The 19,840-nt window shown below is 70.4% G+C and carries 23 protein-coding genes; 9 read left to right on the top strand and 14 right to left on the bottom strand.

Features of this window, described 5'->3' with window-relative positions; all coding sequences use genetic code 11:
• Positions 1-8: 8 nt before the first annotated feature.
• Together OG246_RS08050 and OG246_RS08045 are read right to left on the bottom strand one after the other, a co-directional pair.
• Positions 9-404 (bottom strand): molybdopterin-binding protein, encoded by a 396-nt coding sequence (locus tag OG246_RS08050; RefSeq protein ID WP_266457909.1) that lies wholly within the window; start codon positions 402-404, stop codon positions 9-11.
• Between the two features lie 39 nt (positions 405-443).
• Positions 444-998 carry a DUF4231 domain-containing protein gene (locus OG246_RS08045; RefSeq protein ID WP_266457907.1) on the bottom strand — a complete coding sequence of 185 codons (555 nt, stop codon included), beginning with the start codon at positions 996-998 and terminating at the stop codon, positions 444-446.
• Positions 999-1,177: 179 nt separating this feature from the next.
• Between OG246_RS08045 and OG246_RS08040 the strand changes: the two genes are divergently transcribed.
• The gene (locus OG246_RS08040; protein WP_266457906.1) at positions 1,178-2,734 is read left to right on the top strand and encodes a serine/threonine-protein kinase; all 1,557 of its coding nucleotides are present in this window, start codon (positions 1,178-1,180) and stop codon (positions 2,732-2,734) included.
• 28 nt (positions 2,735-2,762) lie between these two features.
• Positions 2,763-3,572 carry a metallophosphoesterase gene (locus tag OG246_RS08035; RefSeq protein WP_266457905.1) on the top strand — a complete coding sequence of 270 codons (810 nt, stop codon included), beginning with the start codon at positions 2,763-2,765 and terminating at the stop codon, positions 3,570-3,572.
• A gap of 15 nt (positions 3,573-3,587) precedes the next feature.
• On the opposite strand, the gene OG246_RS08030 is transcribed toward OG246_RS08035, so the two are convergent.
• The 3 genes from OG246_RS08030 to OG246_RS08020 all read right to left on the bottom strand — a co-directional run bounded on the left by OG246_RS08030 (position 3,588) and on the right by OG246_RS08020 (position 5,588).
• Positions 3,588-4,340 carry a GAF and ANTAR domain-containing protein gene (locus OG246_RS08030; RefSeq protein ID WP_266457902.1) on the bottom strand — a complete coding sequence of 251 codons (753 nt, stop codon included), beginning with the start codon at positions 4,338-4,340 and terminating at the stop codon, positions 3,588-3,590.
• On the bottom strand, positions 4,337-5,068 hold the full coding sequence (locus OG246_RS08025) for an ANTAR domain-containing protein (RefSeq protein ID WP_266457900.1): 732 nt from the start codon (positions 5,066-5,068) through the stop codon (positions 4,337-4,339). Before OG246_RS08025 ends, OG246_RS08030 begins: the two co-directional genes overlap by 4 nt.
• 82 nt (positions 5,069-5,150) lie before the next feature.
• Positions 5,151-5,588, bottom strand: coding sequence for an STAS domain-containing protein (locus tag OG246_RS08020; RefSeq protein ID WP_266457897.1), 438 nt, complete (start codon positions 5,586-5,588; stop codon positions 5,151-5,153).
• A 302-nt stretch (positions 5,589-5,890) separates the two neighbouring features.
• On the opposite strand from OG246_RS08020, the gene OG246_RS08015 reads away from it, so the two are divergent.
• Together OG246_RS08015 and OG246_RS08010 are read left to right on the top strand one after the other, a co-directional pair.
• Positions 5,891-6,109 carry a hypothetical protein gene (locus tag OG246_RS08015; protein ID WP_266457894.1) on the top strand — a complete coding sequence of 73 codons (219 nt, stop codon included), beginning with the start codon at positions 5,891-5,893 and terminating at the stop codon, positions 6,107-6,109.
• 83 nt (positions 6,110-6,192) lie between these two features.
• On the top strand, positions 6,193-6,612 hold the full coding sequence (locus tag OG246_RS08010) for a DUF5994 family protein (protein WP_266457892.1): 420 nt from the start codon (positions 6,193-6,195) through the stop codon (positions 6,610-6,612).
• 39 nt (positions 6,613-6,651) lie between these two features.
• Here OG246_RS08010 and OG246_RS08005 read toward each other — a convergent pair whose 3' ends face one another.
• Positions 6,652-7,224, bottom strand: a complete 573-nt coding sequence (locus OG246_RS08005; protein ID WP_266457890.1) for a GNAT family N-acetyltransferase — start codon at positions 7,222-7,224, stop codon at positions 6,652-6,654.
• A gap of 86 nt (positions 7,225-7,310) precedes the next feature.
• Positions 7,311-8,285, bottom strand: coding sequence for a TauD/TfdA family dioxygenase (locus OG246_RS08000; RefSeq protein ID WP_266457887.1), 975 nt, complete (start codon positions 8,283-8,285; stop codon positions 7,311-7,313).
• 165 nt (positions 8,286-8,450) lie between these two features.
• Here OG246_RS08000 and OG246_RS07995 point away from each other — a divergent pair, with 165 nt between their 5' ends.
• Together OG246_RS07995 and OG246_RS07990 are read left to right on the top strand one after the other, a co-directional pair.
• Complete coding sequence (locus tag OG246_RS07995; RefSeq protein WP_266457885.1) at positions 8,451-8,864, top strand: cupin domain-containing protein; 414 nt, start codon at positions 8,451-8,453, stop codon at positions 8,862-8,864.
• A gap of 56 nt (positions 8,865-8,920) precedes the next feature.
• Entirely contained in the window at positions 8,921-9,586 is a 666-nt protein-coding gene (locus OG246_RS07990) for an SDR family oxidoreductase (RefSeq protein WP_266457883.1), read from the top strand.
• 66 nt (positions 9,587-9,652) lie between these two features.
• Here the strand turns inward: OG246_RS07990 and OG246_RS07985 are convergent, their stop codons facing one another.
• The 5 genes from OG246_RS07985 to OG246_RS07965 all read right to left on the bottom strand — a co-directional run bounded on the left by OG246_RS07985 (position 9,653) and on the right by OG246_RS07965 (position 12,901).
• On the bottom strand, positions 9,653-9,991 hold the full coding sequence (locus OG246_RS07985; RefSeq protein WP_266457881.1) for a MerR family transcriptional regulator: 339 nt from the start codon (positions 9,989-9,991) through the stop codon (positions 9,653-9,655).
• 499 nt (positions 9,992-10,490) lie between these two features.
• Positions 10,491-10,817 (bottom strand): SCO5918 family protein, encoded by a 327-nt coding sequence (locus OG246_RS07980; RefSeq protein ID WP_266457879.1) that lies wholly within the window; start codon positions 10,815-10,817, stop codon positions 10,491-10,493.
• Positions 10,818-10,888: 71 nt separating this feature from the next.
• Positions 10,889-12,409, bottom strand: a complete 1,521-nt coding sequence (locus OG246_RS07975; protein WP_266457877.1) for a DEAD/DEAH box helicase — start codon at positions 12,407-12,409, stop codon at positions 10,889-10,891.
• Positions 12,406-12,618 (bottom strand): hypothetical protein, encoded by a 213-nt coding sequence (locus OG246_RS07970; protein ID WP_266457875.1) that lies wholly within the window; start codon positions 12,616-12,618, stop codon positions 12,406-12,408. Before OG246_RS07970 ends, OG246_RS07975 begins: the two co-directional genes overlap by 4 nt.
• Positions 12,619-12,697: 79 nt before the next feature.
• The gene (locus OG246_RS07965) at positions 12,698-12,901 is read right to left on the bottom strand and encodes a cold-shock protein (RefSeq protein ID WP_055611897.1); all 204 of its coding nucleotides are present in this window, start codon (positions 12,899-12,901) and stop codon (positions 12,698-12,700) included.
• Positions 12,902-13,222: 321 nt separating this feature from the next.
• On the opposite strand from OG246_RS07965, the gene OG246_RS07960 reads away from it, so the two are divergent.
• Entirely contained in the window at positions 13,223-14,557 is a 1,335-nt protein-coding gene (locus OG246_RS07960; RefSeq protein WP_266457869.1) for a hemolysin family protein, read from the top strand.
• On the top strand, positions 14,554-15,579 hold the full coding sequence (locus tag OG246_RS07955; RefSeq protein ID WP_266457867.1) for a hemolysin family protein: 1,026 nt from the start codon (positions 14,554-14,556) through the stop codon (positions 15,577-15,579). The genes OG246_RS07960 and OG246_RS07955 overlap by 4 nt, the downstream gene beginning before the upstream one ends.
• Before the next feature lie 37 nt (positions 15,580-15,616).
• Here OG246_RS07955 and OG246_RS07950 read toward each other — a convergent pair whose 3' ends face one another.
• Positions 15,617-17,560, bottom strand: a complete 1,944-nt coding sequence (locus OG246_RS07950; protein WP_266457865.1) for an Ig-like domain repeat protein — start codon at positions 17,558-17,560, stop codon at positions 15,617-15,619.
• Between the two features lie 348 nt (positions 17,561-17,908).
• Here OG246_RS07950 and OG246_RS07945 point away from each other — a divergent pair, with 348 nt between their 5' ends.
• Positions 17,909-18,409 carry a hypothetical protein gene (locus OG246_RS07945; protein ID WP_266457862.1) on the top strand — a complete coding sequence of 167 codons (501 nt, stop codon included), beginning with the start codon at positions 17,909-17,911 and terminating at the stop codon, positions 18,407-18,409.
• 19 nt (positions 18,410-18,428) lie between these two features.
• Here the strand turns inward: OG246_RS07945 and OG246_RS07940 are convergent, their stop codons facing one another.
• On the bottom strand, positions 18,429-19,805 hold the full coding sequence (locus OG246_RS07940) for a DUF3500 domain-containing protein (RefSeq protein ID WP_266457859.1): 1,377 nt from the start codon (positions 19,803-19,805) through the stop codon (positions 18,429-18,431).
• Positions 19,806-19,840 lie beyond the last annotated feature (35 nt).

Genomic DNA, 19,840 nt, shown 5'->3' with positions numbered 1-19,840 from the left:
GGCGCGAGCTAGGTGCGGTCGATGTGCACGTTCGTCGACTTCACCCTCGCCGTGGCCTCCATGCCGACCTCCAGGCCCAGTTCCTCGACCGCCTCGCGGGTGAGGAGGGAGACAAGCCGGTGCGGACCGGCCTGGATCTCCACCTGGGCGGCGACGTCGCCGAGCTTGACGGCGGTGACGATGCCGGCGAAGGCGTTGCGGACGGAGGTGTAGGAGGAGACCTCCTCCTCGCCTCCGGTCTTCGCCAGCTCGACGGAGAACGCGGCCAGATCCCGGCCGTCGATGAGCCGCCGCCCGCCGTCGTCCCGGTGGGTGGCCACCCGCCCGGCGTCCGCCCACCGCCGGGCGGTGTCCGGGCTCACGCCGAGCAGCCGGGCGGCCTGGCCGATTGTGTAGGACTGCATATGCGTCACGATACGTCGAGCCGCACCGGCCTTTGACCTCTACTGGACCCCGCGCCGGGCCTCCGGAACGGCGGGCGGGAGCTGGACGTCGGAGGTGACCTGGCCGCCCAGCGTCATGACGTTGAGGGTCGCGGCGTTCTCGTTGGCGATCGCCGTCTCCACGCGGGCGACCAGCGTCCGGAACGCTTCCTTCTGCGAGAGGCCGGTGTAGGGGCCGATCTTGGTTTCGAAGTAGATGCGCTCGTGCACGAGGAGCTGTTCGGTCGAGCGGTAGTTCTTCCACTGCTCGCGGTAGCGGTAGACGCTCTCCAGGGACACCGAGCCGACCACGACCAGGCTCAGCACGGTCGCGCCGAGCTTGGCGAACGACAGGTCGAGGTTGACCAGAACCGGCACCAGCGCGCCCCCGACGACGGACAGCGTCCGCATCCTGAGGTGCATGGCCTTCATCTTGACGGCTTTCCTGTCGTACCAGCCCCGGTACTGGTCCAGCCTGCTGTCCACATAGCCCTGCGCGGTGGCCGCCTCCGGCCCGGGGGTGGCGGGGTGGGCTTCGAGTAACTGGTCGTCGCGCTGGTCATCCGTCCCTGGCATGCGTGGGAGTACATCGGTGACCTTGGGCACAGTCAAGCCCCGCCAGCGCGCGGAGACGGTCCCGCAACCTGCGACGGTTATGGTGTCGACGCGAATCGAACAAAAAGCACACAGCTACACAGCTACGGAGCTGCACAGCACAGGGCAAGTGGCGCGGAGAGAGTCGGCGAGGGCGCGTTGTGTCGGACGAGGGGCGGCTGATCGCCGGACGGTACCGGTTGGCCGAGCAGATCGGGCGCGGTGGCATGGGCACCGTGTGGCGGGCCGAGGACGAGGTGCTCAGCCGGCATGTCGCGCTGAAGCGGCTGCATGTCCAGCGGCATCTCACCGACGACGAGCTCGGCACGCTCTACGAACGCACCCGCCGCGAGGCGCGCAGCGCCGCCCGGATCGCCCACCCCAACGTGGTCGTCGTCCATGACGTCGTGGACGACGAGGGGCTGCCCTGCATCGTCATGGAGTACGTGCCCTCGACCACCCTCGGTGCGCTGCTCAAGGGCGGCGGCGCACTCCCGCCCGGTGAGGCCGCCCGGGTCGGGCTCGGCATGGTCGCCGCTCTGCGGGCCGCGCACGCGGCCGGGGTGCTGCACCGCGACGTGAAACCCGGCAACGTACTCCTCGGCGCCGAGGGCCGGGTCGTCCTCACCGACTTCGGCATCGCCATGGCGAGCGGCACCTCGACGCTGACGAAGACCGGCGAGCTCGTCGGGTCGATCGACTACATCGCGCCCGAGCGGATGCGGGGCCGCAGGCCCGGACCCGCCGCCGACCTCTGGGCGCTGGGAGCGACCCTGTACCAGGCCGTCGAGGGACGGCCCCCGTTCCGCAAGGACACCGCGGTGGAGACGGCGTACTCCGTTGTCGCCGACCCGCTCGAACCGATGAAGCAGGCCGGGCCTCTCGAACCCCTCATCGAAGCGCTGCTGGCCAAGGACCCGGACGAGCGGCCGTCGGCGGAGGAGACGGAACGGGCGCTGCGGGCGGTGCCGCCTGTCGGGGCCGGGGAGGCACCGACGCGGGCCCAGACGTACGCCCCGGCGCAGCCACCGACCGCGTTCACTCGGCGGGAGCCCGCACCGGCGCCGATCCCGGCTCCGGCTCCGGCGTCGGCTCGGCCGAGGAAGAAGCGGCGTGCGTTCGCCTGGAGCCTGGCCGCCGTGACGCTGGCAGCCGCCGTCGTGGCCGGTTGCATCCACGTCATGTCGCGCGACGAGGGCAGCGGTGCGGGCGGCACCGCCCAGGGCACCGCGACCACCCCCGCGCCGACGACTGCGTCCACCCCTCCCCCCGTCCCCAAGGGTTTCCACCTCGTCACGGACAAGACGCTGGGCGTCGCCTTCCCTGTCCCGGACAGCTGGAAGCGCGGCAACGCGACGAGCGAACAGGTCGACTACGCCGACAAGTCGGGCCTGGCGGGCCTCACGATCGGCATGGTGGAACCCGCGGGCGCGAGCCCCATGTCGCACTTCCTGACCATCGAGGCGAACACCAAGGTCAACTACCCCACGTCGTACCGGAAACTGCGTATGCAGCGCACCACGTTCCAGGGACTGCCCGCGGTTGTATGGGAGTTCACCTTCGAGGGACGGGTCCGGATGTTCCGCGCCATCGACTTCGGCTTCGGGCAGGAGGGCGGCCGGGAGTACGACATCTACCTGTCGGCGCCCGACAAGCAGTGGGACACTTTCCGCCCTGTCTTCGACAAGGTCAAGGCGGGCTTCCGCACGCTCCGTTGAGGGTTTCCCGCCGGAAGGGTCGGTCCCGATGGACGACGACGTCACCCTGCACGGCCCGGCGGGCTGGGAAGGATCCCCGCGCCGGTACGGCCCGGTCGCGCGGGTCGCCGTGCTCTCCGACATCCACGCCAACGTCCCCGCTTTTGAAGCGGTGCTCGCCGAACCGGACGTCGCTGCCGCCGACTTCGTCGTACTCAACGGCGATCTGACCTGGGGACCGCAGCCGCAGGAGACGTACGAACTGATCGCCGCGCTCGGCGACCGGGCCCTGTGCGTACGGGGCAACTGCGACCGCTACGCCGCCGAGATCGGCACCGGTGTGCGGGTGGCCGACACCCCGCGCCAGCAGTGGATCGCCGACCGGCATTCGCCCGAGGCCCTCGGCTTCCTCACGCGCGTGCCCTTCGGAGTCGTCGTCGAGATCGACGGACTGGGCCCGGTGCACTTCTGCCACGGCTCCCCGCGCAGCGACCACGAACTGGTCACGCCCGCAACGCCGTCCGAGCGGTTCACGCGGCTGTCCGCGGCGATCGACGCACGCGTCCTGGTCACCGGCCACTCGCACCTCCAGTTCGACCGCGCGGTGGCCGGCCTGCGCAGCGTCAACCCGGGAAGCGTCGGGCAGCCGTACCACTCGGGCGAGCCGGGCACCGCGCACTGGGCGCTCCTCGGCCCCGACGTCCGGCTCAGGAGCACCCGTTACGAGGTCTCGGACGCCGTGGCCCGCGCGCATCGGGCGGCCGACCCGGACGCGGAGCGCTATGTCGCCGCCCTGCTCACTCCGCCGGCTCCCGAGGAGATCGTCGAGGAGGCGGAGAGCCTGGTCTTCGTGAATTGAGTCGACTGACGGACGTCACTGGCCGGGGACGGCCGGCGCCGGGATGTCCGCGGTGTCGAAGTCGCCGGCGATGATCAGCGCGGCGAGGTCCGACAGCCGCAGGTGACGGGCGCGCGCGTAGGAGCGGAACGCGGCGAAGGCGTCGTCCACCGAGGTGTTCCAGCGCTCCGCCAGTACGCCCTTGACCTGTTCGACCAGGATGCGGCTGGTCAGCGCGTTCTCCAGCTGGCTCTTCTCGATGTGCGACTGCTCCAGTGTGCGTTGCTGGAGGATCGCGATGGTGGCCACGTCGGCCAGCGCCTGGGCGAGCGCGATGTCGTCGTCGCCGAGGCGGTGGGGCGTGGTCTGGAAGAGGTTGAGGGCGCCGACGACACGGTGGCGCAGGCGCAGCGGAATCGCGTGGGTCATCACGTAACCCGTCTCCCGCGCGCGTGCGGCGAAGCGCGGCCAGTCCGCCGTCACGTCCTGGCGCGACAGGTCTATGTTCGTCCGGGCCGCACCGGTGCGGTAGCACTCGACGCACGGGCCCTGGTCGTGCTGGAGCGCGAACAGCTCCAGCAGACGCGTGTGTTCGTCCGACGCGGCGATCAGCTGCAGTTCGCCGTGCGCGTCGACGAGCAGGATGCCGGCCGCCGACACCTTCAGCAGTTCCACGCAGCGGGTGGACAGCCGTTGCAGCAGATCGAGGACGTCGAAGTCCTCGACGAGGGAGTCCGCCACCTCCACGAAGATCTCCACCAGGCGTCGTTCGCGGGCCATGCCGATCATCCCTCTCCACCGTCGGGCGAAAAAGGCCCGCTCATGTCGTCCATATCGTCGTCGAAACGGAGCCTGCGGGCGACCACGTCGTCGGCCACCTCCCCGAGGGGACGCTCACTGCTGTAGGCGAAGGCCCGCAGGCGCAGCATGGCGTCCGCCATGGACACCCCGGCCTGGACACTGATCATGCCCGTGGCCTGGTGCACCTTCGCCCTGTGGAGCCCCGTCGGCCACGCCAGGAACGTGCCGGGACCCTGTGCGTATCCGCCGTCCCCCCGCCGGTCCCCGTTGAGGAACGCGCCGGTCAGCGCGCCGGCCAGGGCCGTGGCATCCGTCCACTGCTGCTCGCTGATCCGCCGGTCCCCGTCGCTCAGCATGGTCAGTACGCCGATCCGGATGGCCCCGATGCTCAGCGGGAAGCAGCTCACACCGTGTACGCCCAGCTCCCGCGCCGACGGAAGCAGCGCGGGCCAGCGGTCGGGGCGTACCCGGTCCAGGTCCGGCTCCGTGACGGGGGTGCCGGTGCGGACCGCGTCCGGGCCCGGCCCCTCGCCCAGCGTGAACTGGAGTTCCTCGAAACGGGCGCTCACCTCGGGGTGGCACCAGAGCGGCTCGGGTGTCCGGCCGTCGCCCACCAGGAGCGACAGCGCGACGCCCTCGGCGCGCAGCGCCCGCGCGCACGCCTCGGCAGGATTCCCGCGCCCGCCGAGGCGCAACGACCGCAGAACGTCGGCCATGCCGTCGCTGATCACCGGATCCCGTTCCGCAGCGGCCGGGGCTCCTCGGGAGAGGCGCCGAGCGGCCTTCGCCCTCCGTACCCTACGCGGGCAGGTCTCCCGCCGCGCTGTACTCCTTCAGGGGTTCGGCGGCGACTCCGCGCCGGGCGTCGTGGGCGGTCGCGTACCGGGGGAACCGCTCGTCGACGGAGGCAGCGCGGAGCACCAGACCTATGCCCGGCCGGGTGTAGACGACGCGCGCCCACCCGCGCCGCTCCTGGCAGTCGTCCCACGCCGCGCACAGCGGGTCCAGGACGCTGCCGTCCATGAACGTGACGCGGCTCAGGTCGACGACGAGGAAGAGCCGCCCGGTGCCGTGGCGGACGTCTTCGAGGTCGCGGGTGAAGTCCGGCGCGGTCGTCAGATCCAGCTCGCCGTCGGCGCGGACCGTACGGCACTCGCCGTGCGGGTCGTGATGGTCGTAGGGGTGACGCGGGTCGTACGGGTGGCGCGGGTCGTGCGGATCGGGATGCGGGTTCATGTGCCCCATCTCCTTTGTCTGCCTGCCGGATGGCTTTCGCCTTGCGCAGTGCCTCTGTTGCGCGGAACGGGACTGCACGGAGAGGGCCGGGGGCAGGGGCTGCCGCACACTCAGCGTATTGCTCTGGGGGTGTGGGGAGTTGCTCGCTTCGGTATCTGGCCGAGTGGGTGATCGGCGGGTGATCGGAGAGGCTCTTCCCGTCCGGTTACCGGCGGTTCGGGGGCGAAAGGCGTCCGGTCTCCGAAGTCCGCCTCGGCCATGGGCGGGGTACGGTGGGTGAACCGAGGGCATGTCGTACGCCGGTGATCGAGCCGGTCTCGTTCTCGGCGCAGGACGACGCCGGGCCGATCGTCGCCCGTGGCAGGTTCCGCCCTATGACCGCCATTCGGTCCCTACGCCGGCTCCTCGTCCTCGATGTCTCTGTTGCGTTCGACGGCTCTGTTGCGTTGAACGCCTCTGCTGCGTTCGACGGCTTCGATGTCCCTGACGGCTTCGAGGTGTTCGACGCCTTCTGCCAGTGAGCCTGTTCCGTCCCGCGTGCCGCGGTCCGCCGCGCACGAGCCACCGGCACGCCGAAGTCGTGCCCCCAGACAGGAGCGCTTCCATGGCCACCGCCGTCCAGCCGCTGCCCTCCCAGCCCCTCGCCCGCCTGAGCCTGCCGCCGCACAGCACCCTGCCCCGGCGCGTCGACGGGGCATGGTGGCCCCGCTCGCGCGACCTTCTGGTCGAACTCCCGCTGCTGATAGGCGAGTTGCCCCGTGCGTGGGGTCAGATCACCGGCGTGTCCGTGAACTCGGAGATGTGGCACGCCTCGCCCGGGCGGATGCTCGTCGCCAACCATGTCGTACGGCTGCACAGGACCTCCGGGCCGCACGGCCGCCACGTCCTGCGCCTGCTCAGCGGCCAGGGCAGGGGCCGCCGTGACCTGCTGGTCGTACCTCCGGAGCTTGTCGCGGCGGACGCGGAGCCGCTGATGGCGGCCGTGGCGGCTGCCGAGGCCGGCGGCGCCCGCTCGCCTCGCTGAAGTTCCGCGCGCGCCGCAAACTGAAGTCCTGCCCCCGGATCACCGCAGCGGTCTGCGGATCCATACGTCCCGAGCAGCCGTTTCCCGCCCGGGAGTTGAGGCACCGGGGCCGAGTTCGCCGAGTTTCGACCAGCCCCAGGCGTGCAGGGTGCTCGCCGCCGCGTTCTCACGGGTGTAGCCCTCGGGACGCTCCACGGCGGCGACGACGAGGTCCGCACCGAGACGGAACAGCAGTCGCTCGCTCAGCCGTGTCGCGATGCCCTGGCGGCGGTGGGCCGGCAGCACCATCAGGCCGGCCAGCCGGAACGTCCGCCCGGAGACGGCGAGTTCCTCGATCTCCTTCGGCAGGTCGCCCCGGAATCCCGACCACCACTCGCCGGTACGGGCGAGCCGGAACCCGTAGGCGCAGCCGACAAGACCTCCCCCGTCGGCGACCGTCATGTCGAAGCCGGGCTGCTGCACATGCTGTTCGAACCGGCGCAGAAAGCCCTGGCGGTCGCGGTACTCGGCACCCGCCACACCGTCGTACGCCGTGACATGGACGTCCGCGACGGCGTCCCGCTGCTGCTCGGCCTGCCACCGCGACAGCCCGCGCAAGTACACCTCGGTCATACGGGCCTCTCTGTCACTGTCATACGGGCCTTCGCCAACGGGGCCTCCGTGCAAGGGATCTCCCCCGGCCGCGGGACGGTCACTCGTCACCAGCGCCCCGGCTCGGTGCCGACGATCGGTTCGGAGGGCTTGCCGTCCACGCCGACCGGGACGTCACCGGTGAGCATGACGCGGTGCATGACGCGCGGGAAGTCCAGGTGGGCCAGGTCGTTCGGGGCCAGGTGGATGGTGGCGCGGTTGTCCCAGAACGCCACGCTGCCCGGCTCCCACCGGAACCGGACGGTGTACTCGGGCCGGACCGCCTGCTCGAGCAGCATCTCCAGCAACAGGCGGCTCTCCGCGCGGGACACGTCCTGGATCTGCTCGACGTAGTAGCCGTTGACGAACAGCACGCGCTCACCGGTCTCCGGGTGCACCCGCACCAGGGGGTGGCTGGAGGCGACCTGCCGGTCCAGCAGATGCCGCAGGTACGCGTCGTCGCCCGGCCGCGGCTGGTACCCGACCCCGAGCCGGTGCTCGGCGCGCAGCCCGTCGACGAACCGCCGCACCGGCTCCGACAGTCCCGCGTACGCCGCCGCCAGGTTGGACCACGTGGTGTCGCCGCCGTACGGGGGTACGGTCTCGGCGCGCAGGATGGTCGCGGCCGGCGGGTCGATCCTGGCGCCGTGGTCGCAGTGCCAGCCCCTCAGCAGGGTGTGGCGGCGCCGCTCCAGCCACTCGGCGTGGTCCATGCCGTACCGTCCGCCCAGCTCCAGCCGGTCGGCCGTCGTCTCCACCTGCGGGAACCCCTCCGGAGACGCGCTGCCACGCTTCCCCAGCGTCACCGGCTCACCGAACCGCCGCGCGAACGCGACATGGGCCGCGTGATCCAGCCGCTGCCCCCGGAAGAACACCACCTTCCAGCGCAGCACAGCCGCCCGGACCACCGCGACCACCGCGTCGTCCAGCGGCCCGGCCGCCAGGTCCACCCCGGTGATCTCCGCGCCGATCAGCCCCGCGACCGGCTTCACCTCGACGCCTTCGACACCATCGACGCCTTCGACTCCGTCATCTGTCGTCATCTGCGCTCCGTTGACCGTGAGTCCGACCCCGTCGAAAGAATCATGGACCGCCGCCCGGCCTTCAGGACAGGGCGTGTGACGCCCACGAAGCGAGGAAGCGCAGGCCAAGGGGCGGCCGTAGGGTGAGAGGAAGGTTCGGCCCGACCCCCACTCAGGAGAGCCCCCGTGGAAATCCTCAAGCCGCAGCCCACCACCAAGGCCCCTGCCGACTGGTTCACCGGAGACGTCTGGTTCGACGTCATCTACGCGGGCCAGGAACCGTCCCGGATGCGCGTCAACATGGTGCGCTTCTCGCCCTGCGCCCGTACCGACTGGCACTCGCACGCCCTCGGCCAGACCCTGCACATCGTCTCCGGGACCGCGCTGATCGGTACCCGCGACGGCACGGTCATCGAGGCCCACCCCGGCGACACCATCCACACCCCGGCCGGCGAGGAGCACTGGCACGGTGCCGCTCCGGACCGCTTCATGGAGCACCTCGCCATGTGGGAGGGCCTCGGCGACGGCAGCCCCGAGACCGAGTGGCTCGAGAAGGTCAGCGACGAGGTGTACAGCGCCCCGCGCAGCAGTACCCGCTGAGCGGCCGGACCCGGAACGAACGAGTACGTCACGCCCCCGGCCACCGAAGGAAGTCCATGACCACCATCGCCATCATCGGGGCGGGCCCCGGTCTCGGAGCCGCCGTGGCGCGGCGGTTCGGCCGGGAGGGCCACGACGTCGCCCTCGTTTCGCGCGACCGTGAACGCGTCGACGCCCTCGCCGCCGGCCTGACCGGCGCCGGCATCACGGCACGCGGTTTCGCCGCCGACGTACGCGATCCGAAAGCCCTGGAAGCGGCCCTGGACGCCGCGGCCGCGACGCTGGGCCCGATCGAGATCCTGCAGTACAGCCCCATCCCGCACCGGGACTTCATGCGGCCGGTCCTTGAGACGGCCCCCGCCGATCTCGTGGGCCCGATCGAGTTCTCCCTGTACGGACCCGCCACGGCCGTCCGCCAGGTGCTGCCCTCCATGCGGTCGCTGGGCCGCGGCACCATCCTCCTGGTGAACGGCGGCACCGCCGTGGTCCCGCACCCCGACCGGGCAGGCACCTCGATCGCCTTCGCGGCGGAGAGTGCCTACGGCCACCTGCTGCACGACACGCTCGCAGGCGACGGCATCCATGTGGCGCAGCTCGTCATCCCGGGCGCGATCATCTCGGGCCACGACAGGAAGGACCCCGCGGTGCTCGCGGACACCCTGTGGGGCATCCACAAGGAGCGGCACGGGTTCCGGCACTACGCGGACGACCTCGACAGCTGATCGGGAGCCCTGAGGTGTCGCCGCCCAGGCGGACCGCTCAGAGCCGGCGGGTCCGCGATCCGGCGCTCAGCTGGAACCGTTGGAGGATTCCTTCGCGGCGCGGCGGTACTCGGCGTTGATGCGCTGTGCTTCCTCGAGCTGGTCCTCGAGGATGACGATGCGGCAGGCGGCCTCGACCGGGGTTCCCTTGTCGACCAGCTCGCGGGCGCGCGCGGCGATCCGCAGCTGGTAGCGGGAGTACCGCCGGTGCCCGCCCTCGGAGCGGAGCGGAGTGATCAGCCTGGCTTCGCCGATGGCCCGGAGGAAGCCGGGCGTGGCGCCGAGCATCTCGGCGGCCCGGCCCATCGTGTACGCGGGGTAGTCGTCGTCGTCCAGACGGCCACTGAGCGGAGTATCTGCTGTCATTTCACCTCGATGTGCAACGCGTCGAGGGGCCCTGGCGCCGTACGGCACCAGGGCCCCGAAGGAAATTCAACACCATCGGTCGGCTCTACTGCTGCGCCGACCTTCTGTTTCCGCTGCCCGGCCTGTGTGAAGGACGGGACTGCGAGGATCGCGGATGCTTGACCGGGGACCACCTTCCATTCCGGGGTCTTGCGGTACCCGGGCCGCAAACTGCTCGGTCCGGGCGATCCGATGGCGTCTGCTCCTCCGTCCTTCCACTGAGTCGATCACTTGGCTATGAAAGAAACCTTAGCCACGACACCAACCAATGTCTACTCTGGCGAGCATAGATTTCAGAGCCCTAGAGGCGTAAATATTCTGCGGTCCCAGGGAGTGGGAGGCGTGGCGGCGAGTACCCGTCGAAAACGCGATGAGGGCCCTGCCGACGCGCGTCGGCAGGGCCCTCATCGCTGTACTGGTGGGGCGGCGTACTGGTGTGCCGGCTTTCGCCGGCCCTTCCTCAGACTTCCAGGGGCGCGGAGCTGCCGAGCATCGCCGACGCGTTCTGGAGCGGTGTGAGGGCGGGCGCGGGCGGTGCGGCCGGCGCGAGCGCATGGTCGTTGCGGCAGGTGAAGCCGAGGCGGGCCATGGCCCGGGTGACCTCCCCGGCGGTGAAGTCGCGGCGGTCCTGCCGGGTGATGACCTCGCCCACTTGCTTGACGGGGTAGTGGCAGCGGCCGATGATCACGGACTCACCCGTGATCGGCTCGGGCTTGACACCCTTCATCGTGTCCAGCACCCCGCTCTTCGTGAGGTCGAACGGGAAGCGGGCGATGACACAGCGCATGATGCCTCACAGGGGAGGGAGGAGGGGGAGGGGACAACGGGCTGCTGCTGACCGGGATTTCACCGGCGCTGCTATGCCGCCGGGTTGACGGCGGGCCGCCGGGGCCCGGTGCGACCGCGACGTCCGCGGGACGAGGACGACGAGGACGACGAGGATGCGGAGCGCCGGGGCCGCTCCACGACCGGCGCCTTGATGACGACCGGGATGCCCGAGGGGGCCTGGGCGCCCGTGATACGGCTCAGCTCCGCCTCACCCGAACGTACTTGGGTGTTCTGCGGGGTGATTCCGGCGGCGACCATGAGCCGGGTCATCTCGCGGCGCTGGTTGGGCGTCACCAGGGTGACGACGCTGCCCGACTCGCCGGCGCGGGCCGTACGTCCGCCGCGGTGCAGGTAGTCCTTGGGGTCGGTGGGCGGATCCACGTTGACGACCAGGTCGAGGTTGTCGACATGGATGCCTCGGGCGGCGACGTTGGTGGCCACCAGCACCGTGACGTGTCCGGTCTTGAACTGGGCCAGGGTCCGTGTGCGCTGCGGCTGGGACTTGCCGCCGTGCAGGGCGGCGGCGCGGACACCGCTGCTCAGCAGGTGCTCGGTCAGCCGGTCCACCGCGTGCTTGGTGTCCAGGAACATGAGGACCCGGCCCTCGCGCGCCGCGATCTCGGTGGTCGTCCGGTTCTTGTCCGCGCCGTGCACGTGCAGGACGTGGTGCTCCATCGTGGTGACCGCGCCCTTGGACGGGTCGACGGAGTGGACCACCGGGTCGGTCAGGTAGCGCCGGACCAGCAGGTCGACGTTGCGGTCCAGGGTGGCGGAGAAGAGCATCCGCTGCCCCTCGGGGCGCACCTGGTCGAGCAGCGCGGTGACCTGGGGCATGAAGCCCATGTCGGCCATCTGGTCGGCCTCGTCGAGGACGGTGATGGCGACCTGGTTCAGCCGGCACTCACCACGGTCGATGAGGTCCTTGAGCCGGCCCGGCGTGGCGACGACGACCTCGGCCCCGCCCCGCAGCGCACCGGCCTGCCTGCCGATCGACATTCCGCCGACGACGGTGGTCAGCCGCAGCCGCACGGCGCGGGCGTACGGGGTGAGCGCGTCGGTGACCTGCTGGGCGAGCTCGCGGGTGGGGACGAGCACGAGGGCCAGCGGCTGGCGCGGCTCGGCGCGCTGACCGGCCGTACGGGCAAGGAGCGCGAGGCCGAAGGCGAGGGTCTTGCCCGAACCGGTGCGGCCGCGGCCGAGTACGTCACGGCCCGCGAGGGAGTTCGGCAGGGTCGCCCCCTGGATCGGGAACGGCTCGGTCACGCCCTGCCGGCCGAGCTCGGCCAGCAACGCCGCCGGCATCTCGAGATCGGCGAACGCCTCGACGGCGGGAAGCGCCGGGGTGATCGTCTCCGGCAGGGCGAACTCGCCCTGCGGCGCGGCCGGCCGGCGTCCGTAACCCGAGCTGCGGCTCGGAGCGCCGGAGCGGCCGCCCCTGCTCGAGCCGGAGCCTCCGGAGCCGTATCCGCCGGAGCCGGAACTGCCGGAACCTCCGGTGCGGGTGCGGGTGAAACGCTCGTTCGAGCGGCTGCGTGTGCGGTCGCGGTTCATGCGGAACCTTCCTTGATATGGCGCGTATCAAGGAATTCCCGCAGCAAATGAGCAGCGCAGAGAATCGCAAGAACGGGCCGATGAAAATGCTGAACCGAATCGGTCGGATTCGGTCGGCGGTAAATACTCGCGGGATGCGGCACCGAGGAAATCGGCGTGATCCCGGCAGTGATCTCGGGAATTCCATGCGGACGGCTTTGGTGATTCATCGCGTCCGCGTCCTGGAATGCAGCAAGCTGGGGCCCGCACCCCAAGGTGCGGGCCCCAGCTGCGAAGTAAGCGTCAGCGTCAGGCGGGAACGATGTTCTCGGCCGTCGGGCCCTTCTGGCCCTGCGCGATGTCGAAGGTCACCTTCTGGCCCTCCTGGAGCTCGCGGAAGCCCTGGGCGGCAATGTTCGAGTAGTGGGCGAAGACGTCAGCGCCGCCGCCGTCCTGCTCGATGAAGCCGAAGCCCTTTTCCGCGTTGAACCACTTAACGGTACCGGCAGCCATGTTGAATCTCCTTCGGGGGGTGCGTCGGAGTTCACACTGTGTGCACTCCGAGTCGCTGTGATGATTACCCCGCAGGATTTTTCTGGGGACCACAACTGCAACTGAGATCGACAGTAGCACGCTGCGATCGGCCATGTGCTCTCAATAACTCTGCTCCGCCTGTCGACCGAATAACCCTCATCGCACGTCACGTCAATTTCTCACTTCGCGGACACAGATATTGACCTGCCTCGGGCGCAGCGTTCGGGTGCCCGTCGGGCGCGGGCGCCCCGGGCCGTACCGCCGGGTCCGTGACTTTGCGATTCCTTTACACTGGGTGGGGTGACCGAGATTCTGCTGTTGCTCCTGGCCCTGCTGCTCACGCTCGCGTGTGCGGTGTTCGTGGCGGCCGAGTTCTCCTTGACGACCGTCGAGCGGGGTGATCTGGAGCGGGCCGCCGAGGCGGGGGAGCGGGGCGCGGACGGTGCGCTGAAGGCCGTACGGCGGCTGACTCTGCAGTTGTCCGGCGCTCAACTCGGCATCACCGTCACCTCGTTGGTGATCGGCATGCTCGCCGAGCCGTCGTTCGCCGCGCTGTTGCGCGGTCCGCTGGAGGCGGTCGGCCTGGGTGGCGCGGCCTCCTCCGTGGCGACCGTGCTGGGAGTGGTCGTCTCCACCGTCGTGCTGATGGTGGTGGGCGAGCTGGTGCCGAAGAACTGGGCCATCTCGCGTCCGCTGGCGGTCGCGAAGGTGGTGGCCGGCCCGCAGCGAGGGTTCACGGCCGCGTTCGGGCCGTTCATCCACCACCTCAACAACACCGCGAACCGTGTCGTACGCCGCTTCGGCCTGGAACCCGCCGAGGAGCTGGCCTCCGCCCGCAGCCCCGAGGAGCTGGTCGCGCTCGCCCAGCACTCGGCCGCCGAGGGCGCGCTGGAGGCGGACTCCGCCGAACTCTTCGTACGCACCCTGCACTTGGGCGAGCTGACGGCGGAGAACGTGATGACCCCGCGGGTGGACGTGCGCGCGCTGGAGTCGCGCGCCACGGCGGCCGACGCCGCCAACCTCACCCACGCCACCGGCCTGTCCCGCTTCCCGGTCTACCGCGACAGCCTCGACGAGGTCGTCGGTACCGTCCACATCCGCGACGTACTGGCCCTGGAGCCCGCAAGGCGGGCCGTCACCCCGGTCACCGAGCTGGCCACCGCCGCGCTGCTCGTGCCCGACAGCCTGCCCGCGGACCGGCTGCTCGAGCGGCTGCGCGAGAGCCGCACGATGGCCGTCGTCATCGACGAGTACGGGGGTACGGCGGGGGTGGCGACGGTGGAGGACATCGTCGAGGAGGTCGTGGGCGAAGTACGCGACGAGCACGACCCCGTCGAGGTCCCCGACCTGCTGCCCGCGCCCGCCACGGCCGACGGCCGCTCGGTGTGGGAGGCGGACGGCGGCGTACGGATCGACGAGCTGACCGGCATAGGACTGACCGCACCCGAGGGGCCGTACGAGACCGTCGCCGGACTCATCGCCACGCGCCTCGCCCGTATCCCCGTCGAGGGCGACACCCTCGACCTCGGCGGCTGGGCGCTGACCGTGCTGGACGTCGAGCACCACCGCGCCGACCGCGTCCGCATCACCGAACCGGTGACCGTGCCGCACCAGATCACCGAGGAAGCCCGATGACCGTCGTCCAGCTCGCCATCGGCGCTCTGACCCTGCTGACCAACGCGTTCTTCGTCGGCGCGGAGTTCGCCCTGATCTCCGTACGCCGCAGTCAGATCGAACCCCGCGCCCAGGAGGGCGACAAGCGTGCCCGGATGACGCTGTGGGGGCTGCGGCACATCTCCGCGATGATGGCCACCGCCCAGCTCGGCATCACCGTCTCCTCGCTGGTGCTCGGCGCGGTCGCCGAGCCCGCGATCGCGCATCTGCTGGAGCCGGCCTTCGAGACGGCGCACATCCCGGACGGTCTGGTGCACCCGATCGCCTTCGTCATCGCGCTGACCGTGGCGACGTATCTGCACATGCTGATCGGCGAGATGATCCCGAAGAACATCGCACTCGCCGCCCCTGTGACGACGGCACTGTTCCTCGGGCCGCCGCTGGTGGCCCTCACCCGGGCCCTGAAGCCGGTGGTCTTCGGGATCAACGCCTTCGCCAACGTGCTGCTGAGGCTGATGCGCGTGGAGCCGAAGGACGAGGTGGAGTCGGTCTTCACCGACGACCAGCTCGCCCGCATGGTCGTGGACTCCAGCGCGGCCGGACTGCTCACGCCCGCCGACGGCGAGCGGCTGCGCGACGCGCTGGAACTGGGCACCCGCCCGGTCGGCGAGATCCTCGTCCCGGTGCCGAAGATGCGCACCGTGGACCACGCCGTGACCCCGGCGCGCCTCGAACGGGCGGCCGCCGAGGCGGGCTTCTCCCGCTTCCCGGTCACCGGCGAGGACGGCACCCTGCTCGGCTACCTGCACATCAAGGACACCCTGGGCGTCGCCGACCGCGACCGCCCCTTCCCGCGCAGCGCCCTGCACCCCGTCACCCGGGTCCGCATCGACACCCCGCTCGACGACACCCTCACCGCCCTGCGCGCCATGGGCAGCCATCTGGCCGCGGTCACCGGCGAGAAGGGCGCGGTGCTCGGGTTCGTCACGATGGAGGACGTGCTGTCGGAACTGGTCGGCCCGGCCCCCGCCACGCGTACGTGACCGGAACCGGGCCGCTTCAACTCCCGCTGATCCTGGGCTAGTTGGAGAAGTACAGGTACTTCCACGGGCCGTACGTCGTCGAGTTCACCGTGTCGCCGGACGAGCTGTTGACGTACGTCGACCGCATCCGCGCCCGGATGCCGGACTCGCCGGGCGCGCCGAGGCTGACCGCCGACTTGCCGTTCGTGGCGAGTGCGAAGTACTGCGAGTCGCCCGAGTACCAGGTGCCCTGGTAGTAGACCTGGAGGTCGAAGCGCTGCATACGGCCCGGGTAGTACGTCATGGTCGTGGTGAGCAGCGGGTCGGTGTTCTTGTGGAACCAGTAGTACGACTGCGAGCCGATCTTGGCCGTCTTGTAGTGCTTGGAGACGGCGGTGGAGATCTTGACCCGGGCGAAGGCCGTCACCTTCACCGTCCTGGGCGCGTAGCGGGCGTCGCCCTTGAAGACTGCGGTGATCTCGGTGTCCCGGGTCATGTCGACCCAGGCGCCGATGTTGCCGCTGGAGTTGACCTTCCCGGTCTTCACCAGCTTGTTGGGCTTGTCGCTGCCGAACGGGTTCGCCCAGATCTCGACCGAGCGGTTCTTGTACGTCGAGCCGAGGTGCGCGGTGAAGGCGACGTCGGTGCCGTAGTTGTAGACCTTGCCGTTCTTGTTCAGGGTCAGCGTCGGCTTCGCACGGGAGACGGTGACCTTGTCGGACGCCGTGGCCGCGATGTGCGCGGCGTCGCCCGCGTAGGCGACCTTGTACGTGACCGTGCCGCCGGCCGGCGGGGTGTCGGTGAAGCTGTACGTGCCGTCCGCCTTCACCGTGACGGCGGGCAGCGCCTTGCCGTTCGGGCTGTCCAGGTCGGTGCGGGTGACGGCCAGCTTGGCGCCCGTCGGCAGCGGCACGGTCGCCGAGAGCTTGCCGGTGGCGGTGAGCTTCTTGGCGCGGTCGGCTGTCGCCGGGGCGTTCACCGTGAGGGTGGGGACGCTCATCGCCGGGTCGGTGAGCGCCTTGAGGGTGTACCGGGAGTTCGTGTCCCTCACCATGGCGAAGAGCCGCGAGGAGTCGGGGGCCCAGGCCAGCAGGTCCCTGCCGTAGGCCGCGGCGTCGAAGGTGCGGACCGACTGGTCGGAGCCGGGCTTGTAGACGGACACACGCCGGTCGTAGACGCGGGCGACCAGGCCGCTCGGGGAGACGTCGGCGTACCCCGTCACCTCCGGGTAGGACCCAGACTCGGTGAGGGTCCCGCTCGGGTAGGAGAACCGCTGGTTGCCGTTGACCAGCACCTGGGCGCCGGGCACGAGGTCGACGTCGCCGAAATAGCGGTTGGCGCTGCTCTTGGCGATCACCTGGGGTGCGGCGCCGGACACGTCGAGCACGTTCGCCGCGCCTTCCCAGGCGCCGCTGTCGGTGTAGGACAGCAGCCCGGGGGCCGACAGGTCCGCGTCCAGGAGCGCCGAGTCGCTGTACGGGGCGACTCCGTCCGGGAGTTGGTCCAGGAGCAACGCGTCCGTTCCGCCCGCCGGGTTCAGGGAACCCAGGTTTCCGTGGAAGGAGCCGTCCTCGCCCGTGGTCCGGTAGGAGAACCAGAGCCGGCCGCCGGCGAAGGCGACCTCGCGCGGGGTGGCGTCGGCGCCGATGTCGTGGCGCGACCTGACCTGAAGGGTGGCCGGGTCGAGGGCCACGATCTCGTGGCTGCTCGGCAGGGCCGCGTACAGGGTGGCACCGTCGTCGGACAGCGCCAGGTCGCTGAGGTCGCCGAAGCCGACGTTCACACCCACGACGGTGCCGCTGTAATCGGCGGCCAGGATCCGCCCGTTGTCCTGGTCGCCGACGAAGACGCGCTTGAGGGCGCCGTCCGCGACCATGCCGACCGGCGTGGTGACGACAGCCTCCTGCGCCGCCGCCGCGGGCCCGGCCGTGACGACGCTCAGCGCCGCCGAACTGAAAAGAACCGCGAGCGCTGTCGCGGTCGAAATGCTGCGCCTGCGCACAGTGATGTACCCCCCACAAGAAACCCGGTGGTCGCCGGGGATTGAGAGCGCCGCGCAACGCCCGGACGTGACCGCTGACGTGCGGTGACGCGCGGGGCGCGGCTGCTGTGGAGAGCGTATGGCATGCCTGTGACAGAAGTGGAGGGAGTTTCCTGCCAGTTGGCGTCCTGGAAGCGGACGTACGGCGCGTTCCCGGCGCATTCTCGAAGCGTTCCCGGCGCGTTCTGGATGCGTTCCGGACGCGTTCCGTACGCGGCGAAACCGTGCGGCCGTCCCAGCCGTCTCACACGCCGACACACGGGTGGCGTACGGCTGTTCGCCCGAAGGAACCGCAGCTGGAGGCATCCCATGGCCATGGTCGGTCTGTTCTGGATCACCGAGGACGCCGTGTACCTGGGGGCCGAGCCCATCGGGACGGCGTCCGGCGTGCGGCTGACGGAGGACGGGGTCGAGACCCTGGGGATGGGCAACGGCGCGTCCTGGAGCTGGGAGCAGATACGCCGGATCGAGGTCCGCGACCTGGTCGTACGGTCCGCGGGCCGGCGGCTCGTCTCCATGGCCATCGACTCGCTGGTCGTACTGGTGACCGGCGACGGCGAGCTCCCGCCCGCCTTCACCGTGCACCTGGAAACGGTCACCGAGTCCGTCGACGTGAGCGCCCTCCCAGCGGTGGCCGGCGGCATCTACCCGCAGACCGAGCGCGAACTCTCCCGCACGCTCCTGGAGCGCCTCGCCGACGGCGGCGCGGCCGTCGGCGACCTCCTCGCCTGGCGCCGCGAGCAGCCCGACGACAGCACCCCGCGCCGCGAGGAACGCGAGGCGCTGCTGCGGAAGTGGGCGGGGGAGTAGGTTCCCCCCGTCCCTTGCCTCAGTGGTCGTTCTCCAGGTGGAGCTTGAGCAGGTCCACGCCGTAGTCGCCGCCGTTGGGCGTGCGGATGATGGTGTGGATGTGCTCCTGGGACGGCGTTCCGCCGCCCATGCCCATACCGCCGCCGGGGCCGCCACCGTTGGAGTCGGCGCTCGCGCTGGCACTGGCGCTCGCGGTGGAGTCCCCCTTGTAGAAGAGGGGCGCCTGCGCGTCGTACTCGATGAGGACGACCGGGCTGTGGATCCGGTAGTAGAAGGCGGAGTCGTCCTCCGTCTCGCCCATCCAGTAGAAGTACGTGTCGTCCAGGTGCTTCTCCACCTCGGCCAGCTTGACCTCGGCGTGTCCCTCGCTCATGTAGCCGATGTACACCCCGGCCAGGTCGAGCAGCTTCTGCTTCTGCGCCGAGGTGAGGCCGGAGCACTGCAGGCCCTCGTAGGCGAGCTTCAGGTTGTCCTGGCCCGCACCGGCTTTCATGTCCTCGTTGCCGTTGGGCTGCGAGGAGACGGCCTTCTTGAGCTGCGCCGCGGTGAGGGAGCGGATCATGGCCAGACCGGCCGTGGTCTCCGGCTTGAAGAGGGTGATCTTCTCGCCCTTGTACGTGCCCGTGGTGGGTTCCGAGCCCATGAAGGTCGGCGTCATCACGACCTGGTCACCCAGGACGAAGTAGTTGATGGCGACGTGGTGGCCCTCGTACTGGAACCCCCACGGCTTCGTGGTGGACGGGGTGCCCATGAAGGTGAAGAAGTAGTGGCCCTCGGTGAGCGTCTTCTGGTTGCCGCCGTTGGAGTCGCCCAGGAACGCGTTGAGCTTCATGATGCCGCGGGTCTGGGTGAGACCGTCGGCGGAGAGGGCCTCGCCGAGGAGCGCGTAGCCGAGGTTCTGCTTCTTCTCGGTCATGTCGCCCATGCGGACGCCCTTGCGGTCGTAGCCGTCGACGTTGCTCCAGGCCGTCCACTCGTCGGCGTCGATGTCGAACACGCAGGACTTGCGCTCCGTGGCGGAGAGCCCGTCCAGGAACGCCTGCGCGGCCTTGACCAGCGAGTCCGTGGAGACATCCGTGGAGTGGATCGTGTACAGGTCCTCGACGACCTTGCCGTCGGTGGTGACGCCCACGACATCCGCGTACTTGACCTGCTCGGCGCCGGGGCCCATGCCGCCGCCACCGCCTCCGCCGGGCCCGCCGGAAGGCATGCCGCTCGGGGCACCGCCCGGGGCGCCGGAGGACGAGGCGGAGCTCGCCGTGTCGGAGGAGCCCGAGGAGCAGCCGGTCATGGTCGCCACGGCGGCGACTCCGCCTGCCAGCAGCGCCTTGTTCATGAACCAGCGCCGGCTGCGCTCGGCCTCGGGAGTGCGGGGGGTGTGTCCGTGTCCATACATGCAGCCAAGCTCCAGGAGAAACCTGAAGCCCGGCT

Source organism: Streptomyces sp. NBC_00620 (genome assembly GCF_026341825.1).
Lineage (GTDB): Bacteria > Actinomycetota > Actinomycetes > Streptomycetales > Streptomycetaceae > Streptomyces.
This window is presented reverse-complemented; position numbering and strand designations above follow the sequence as displayed.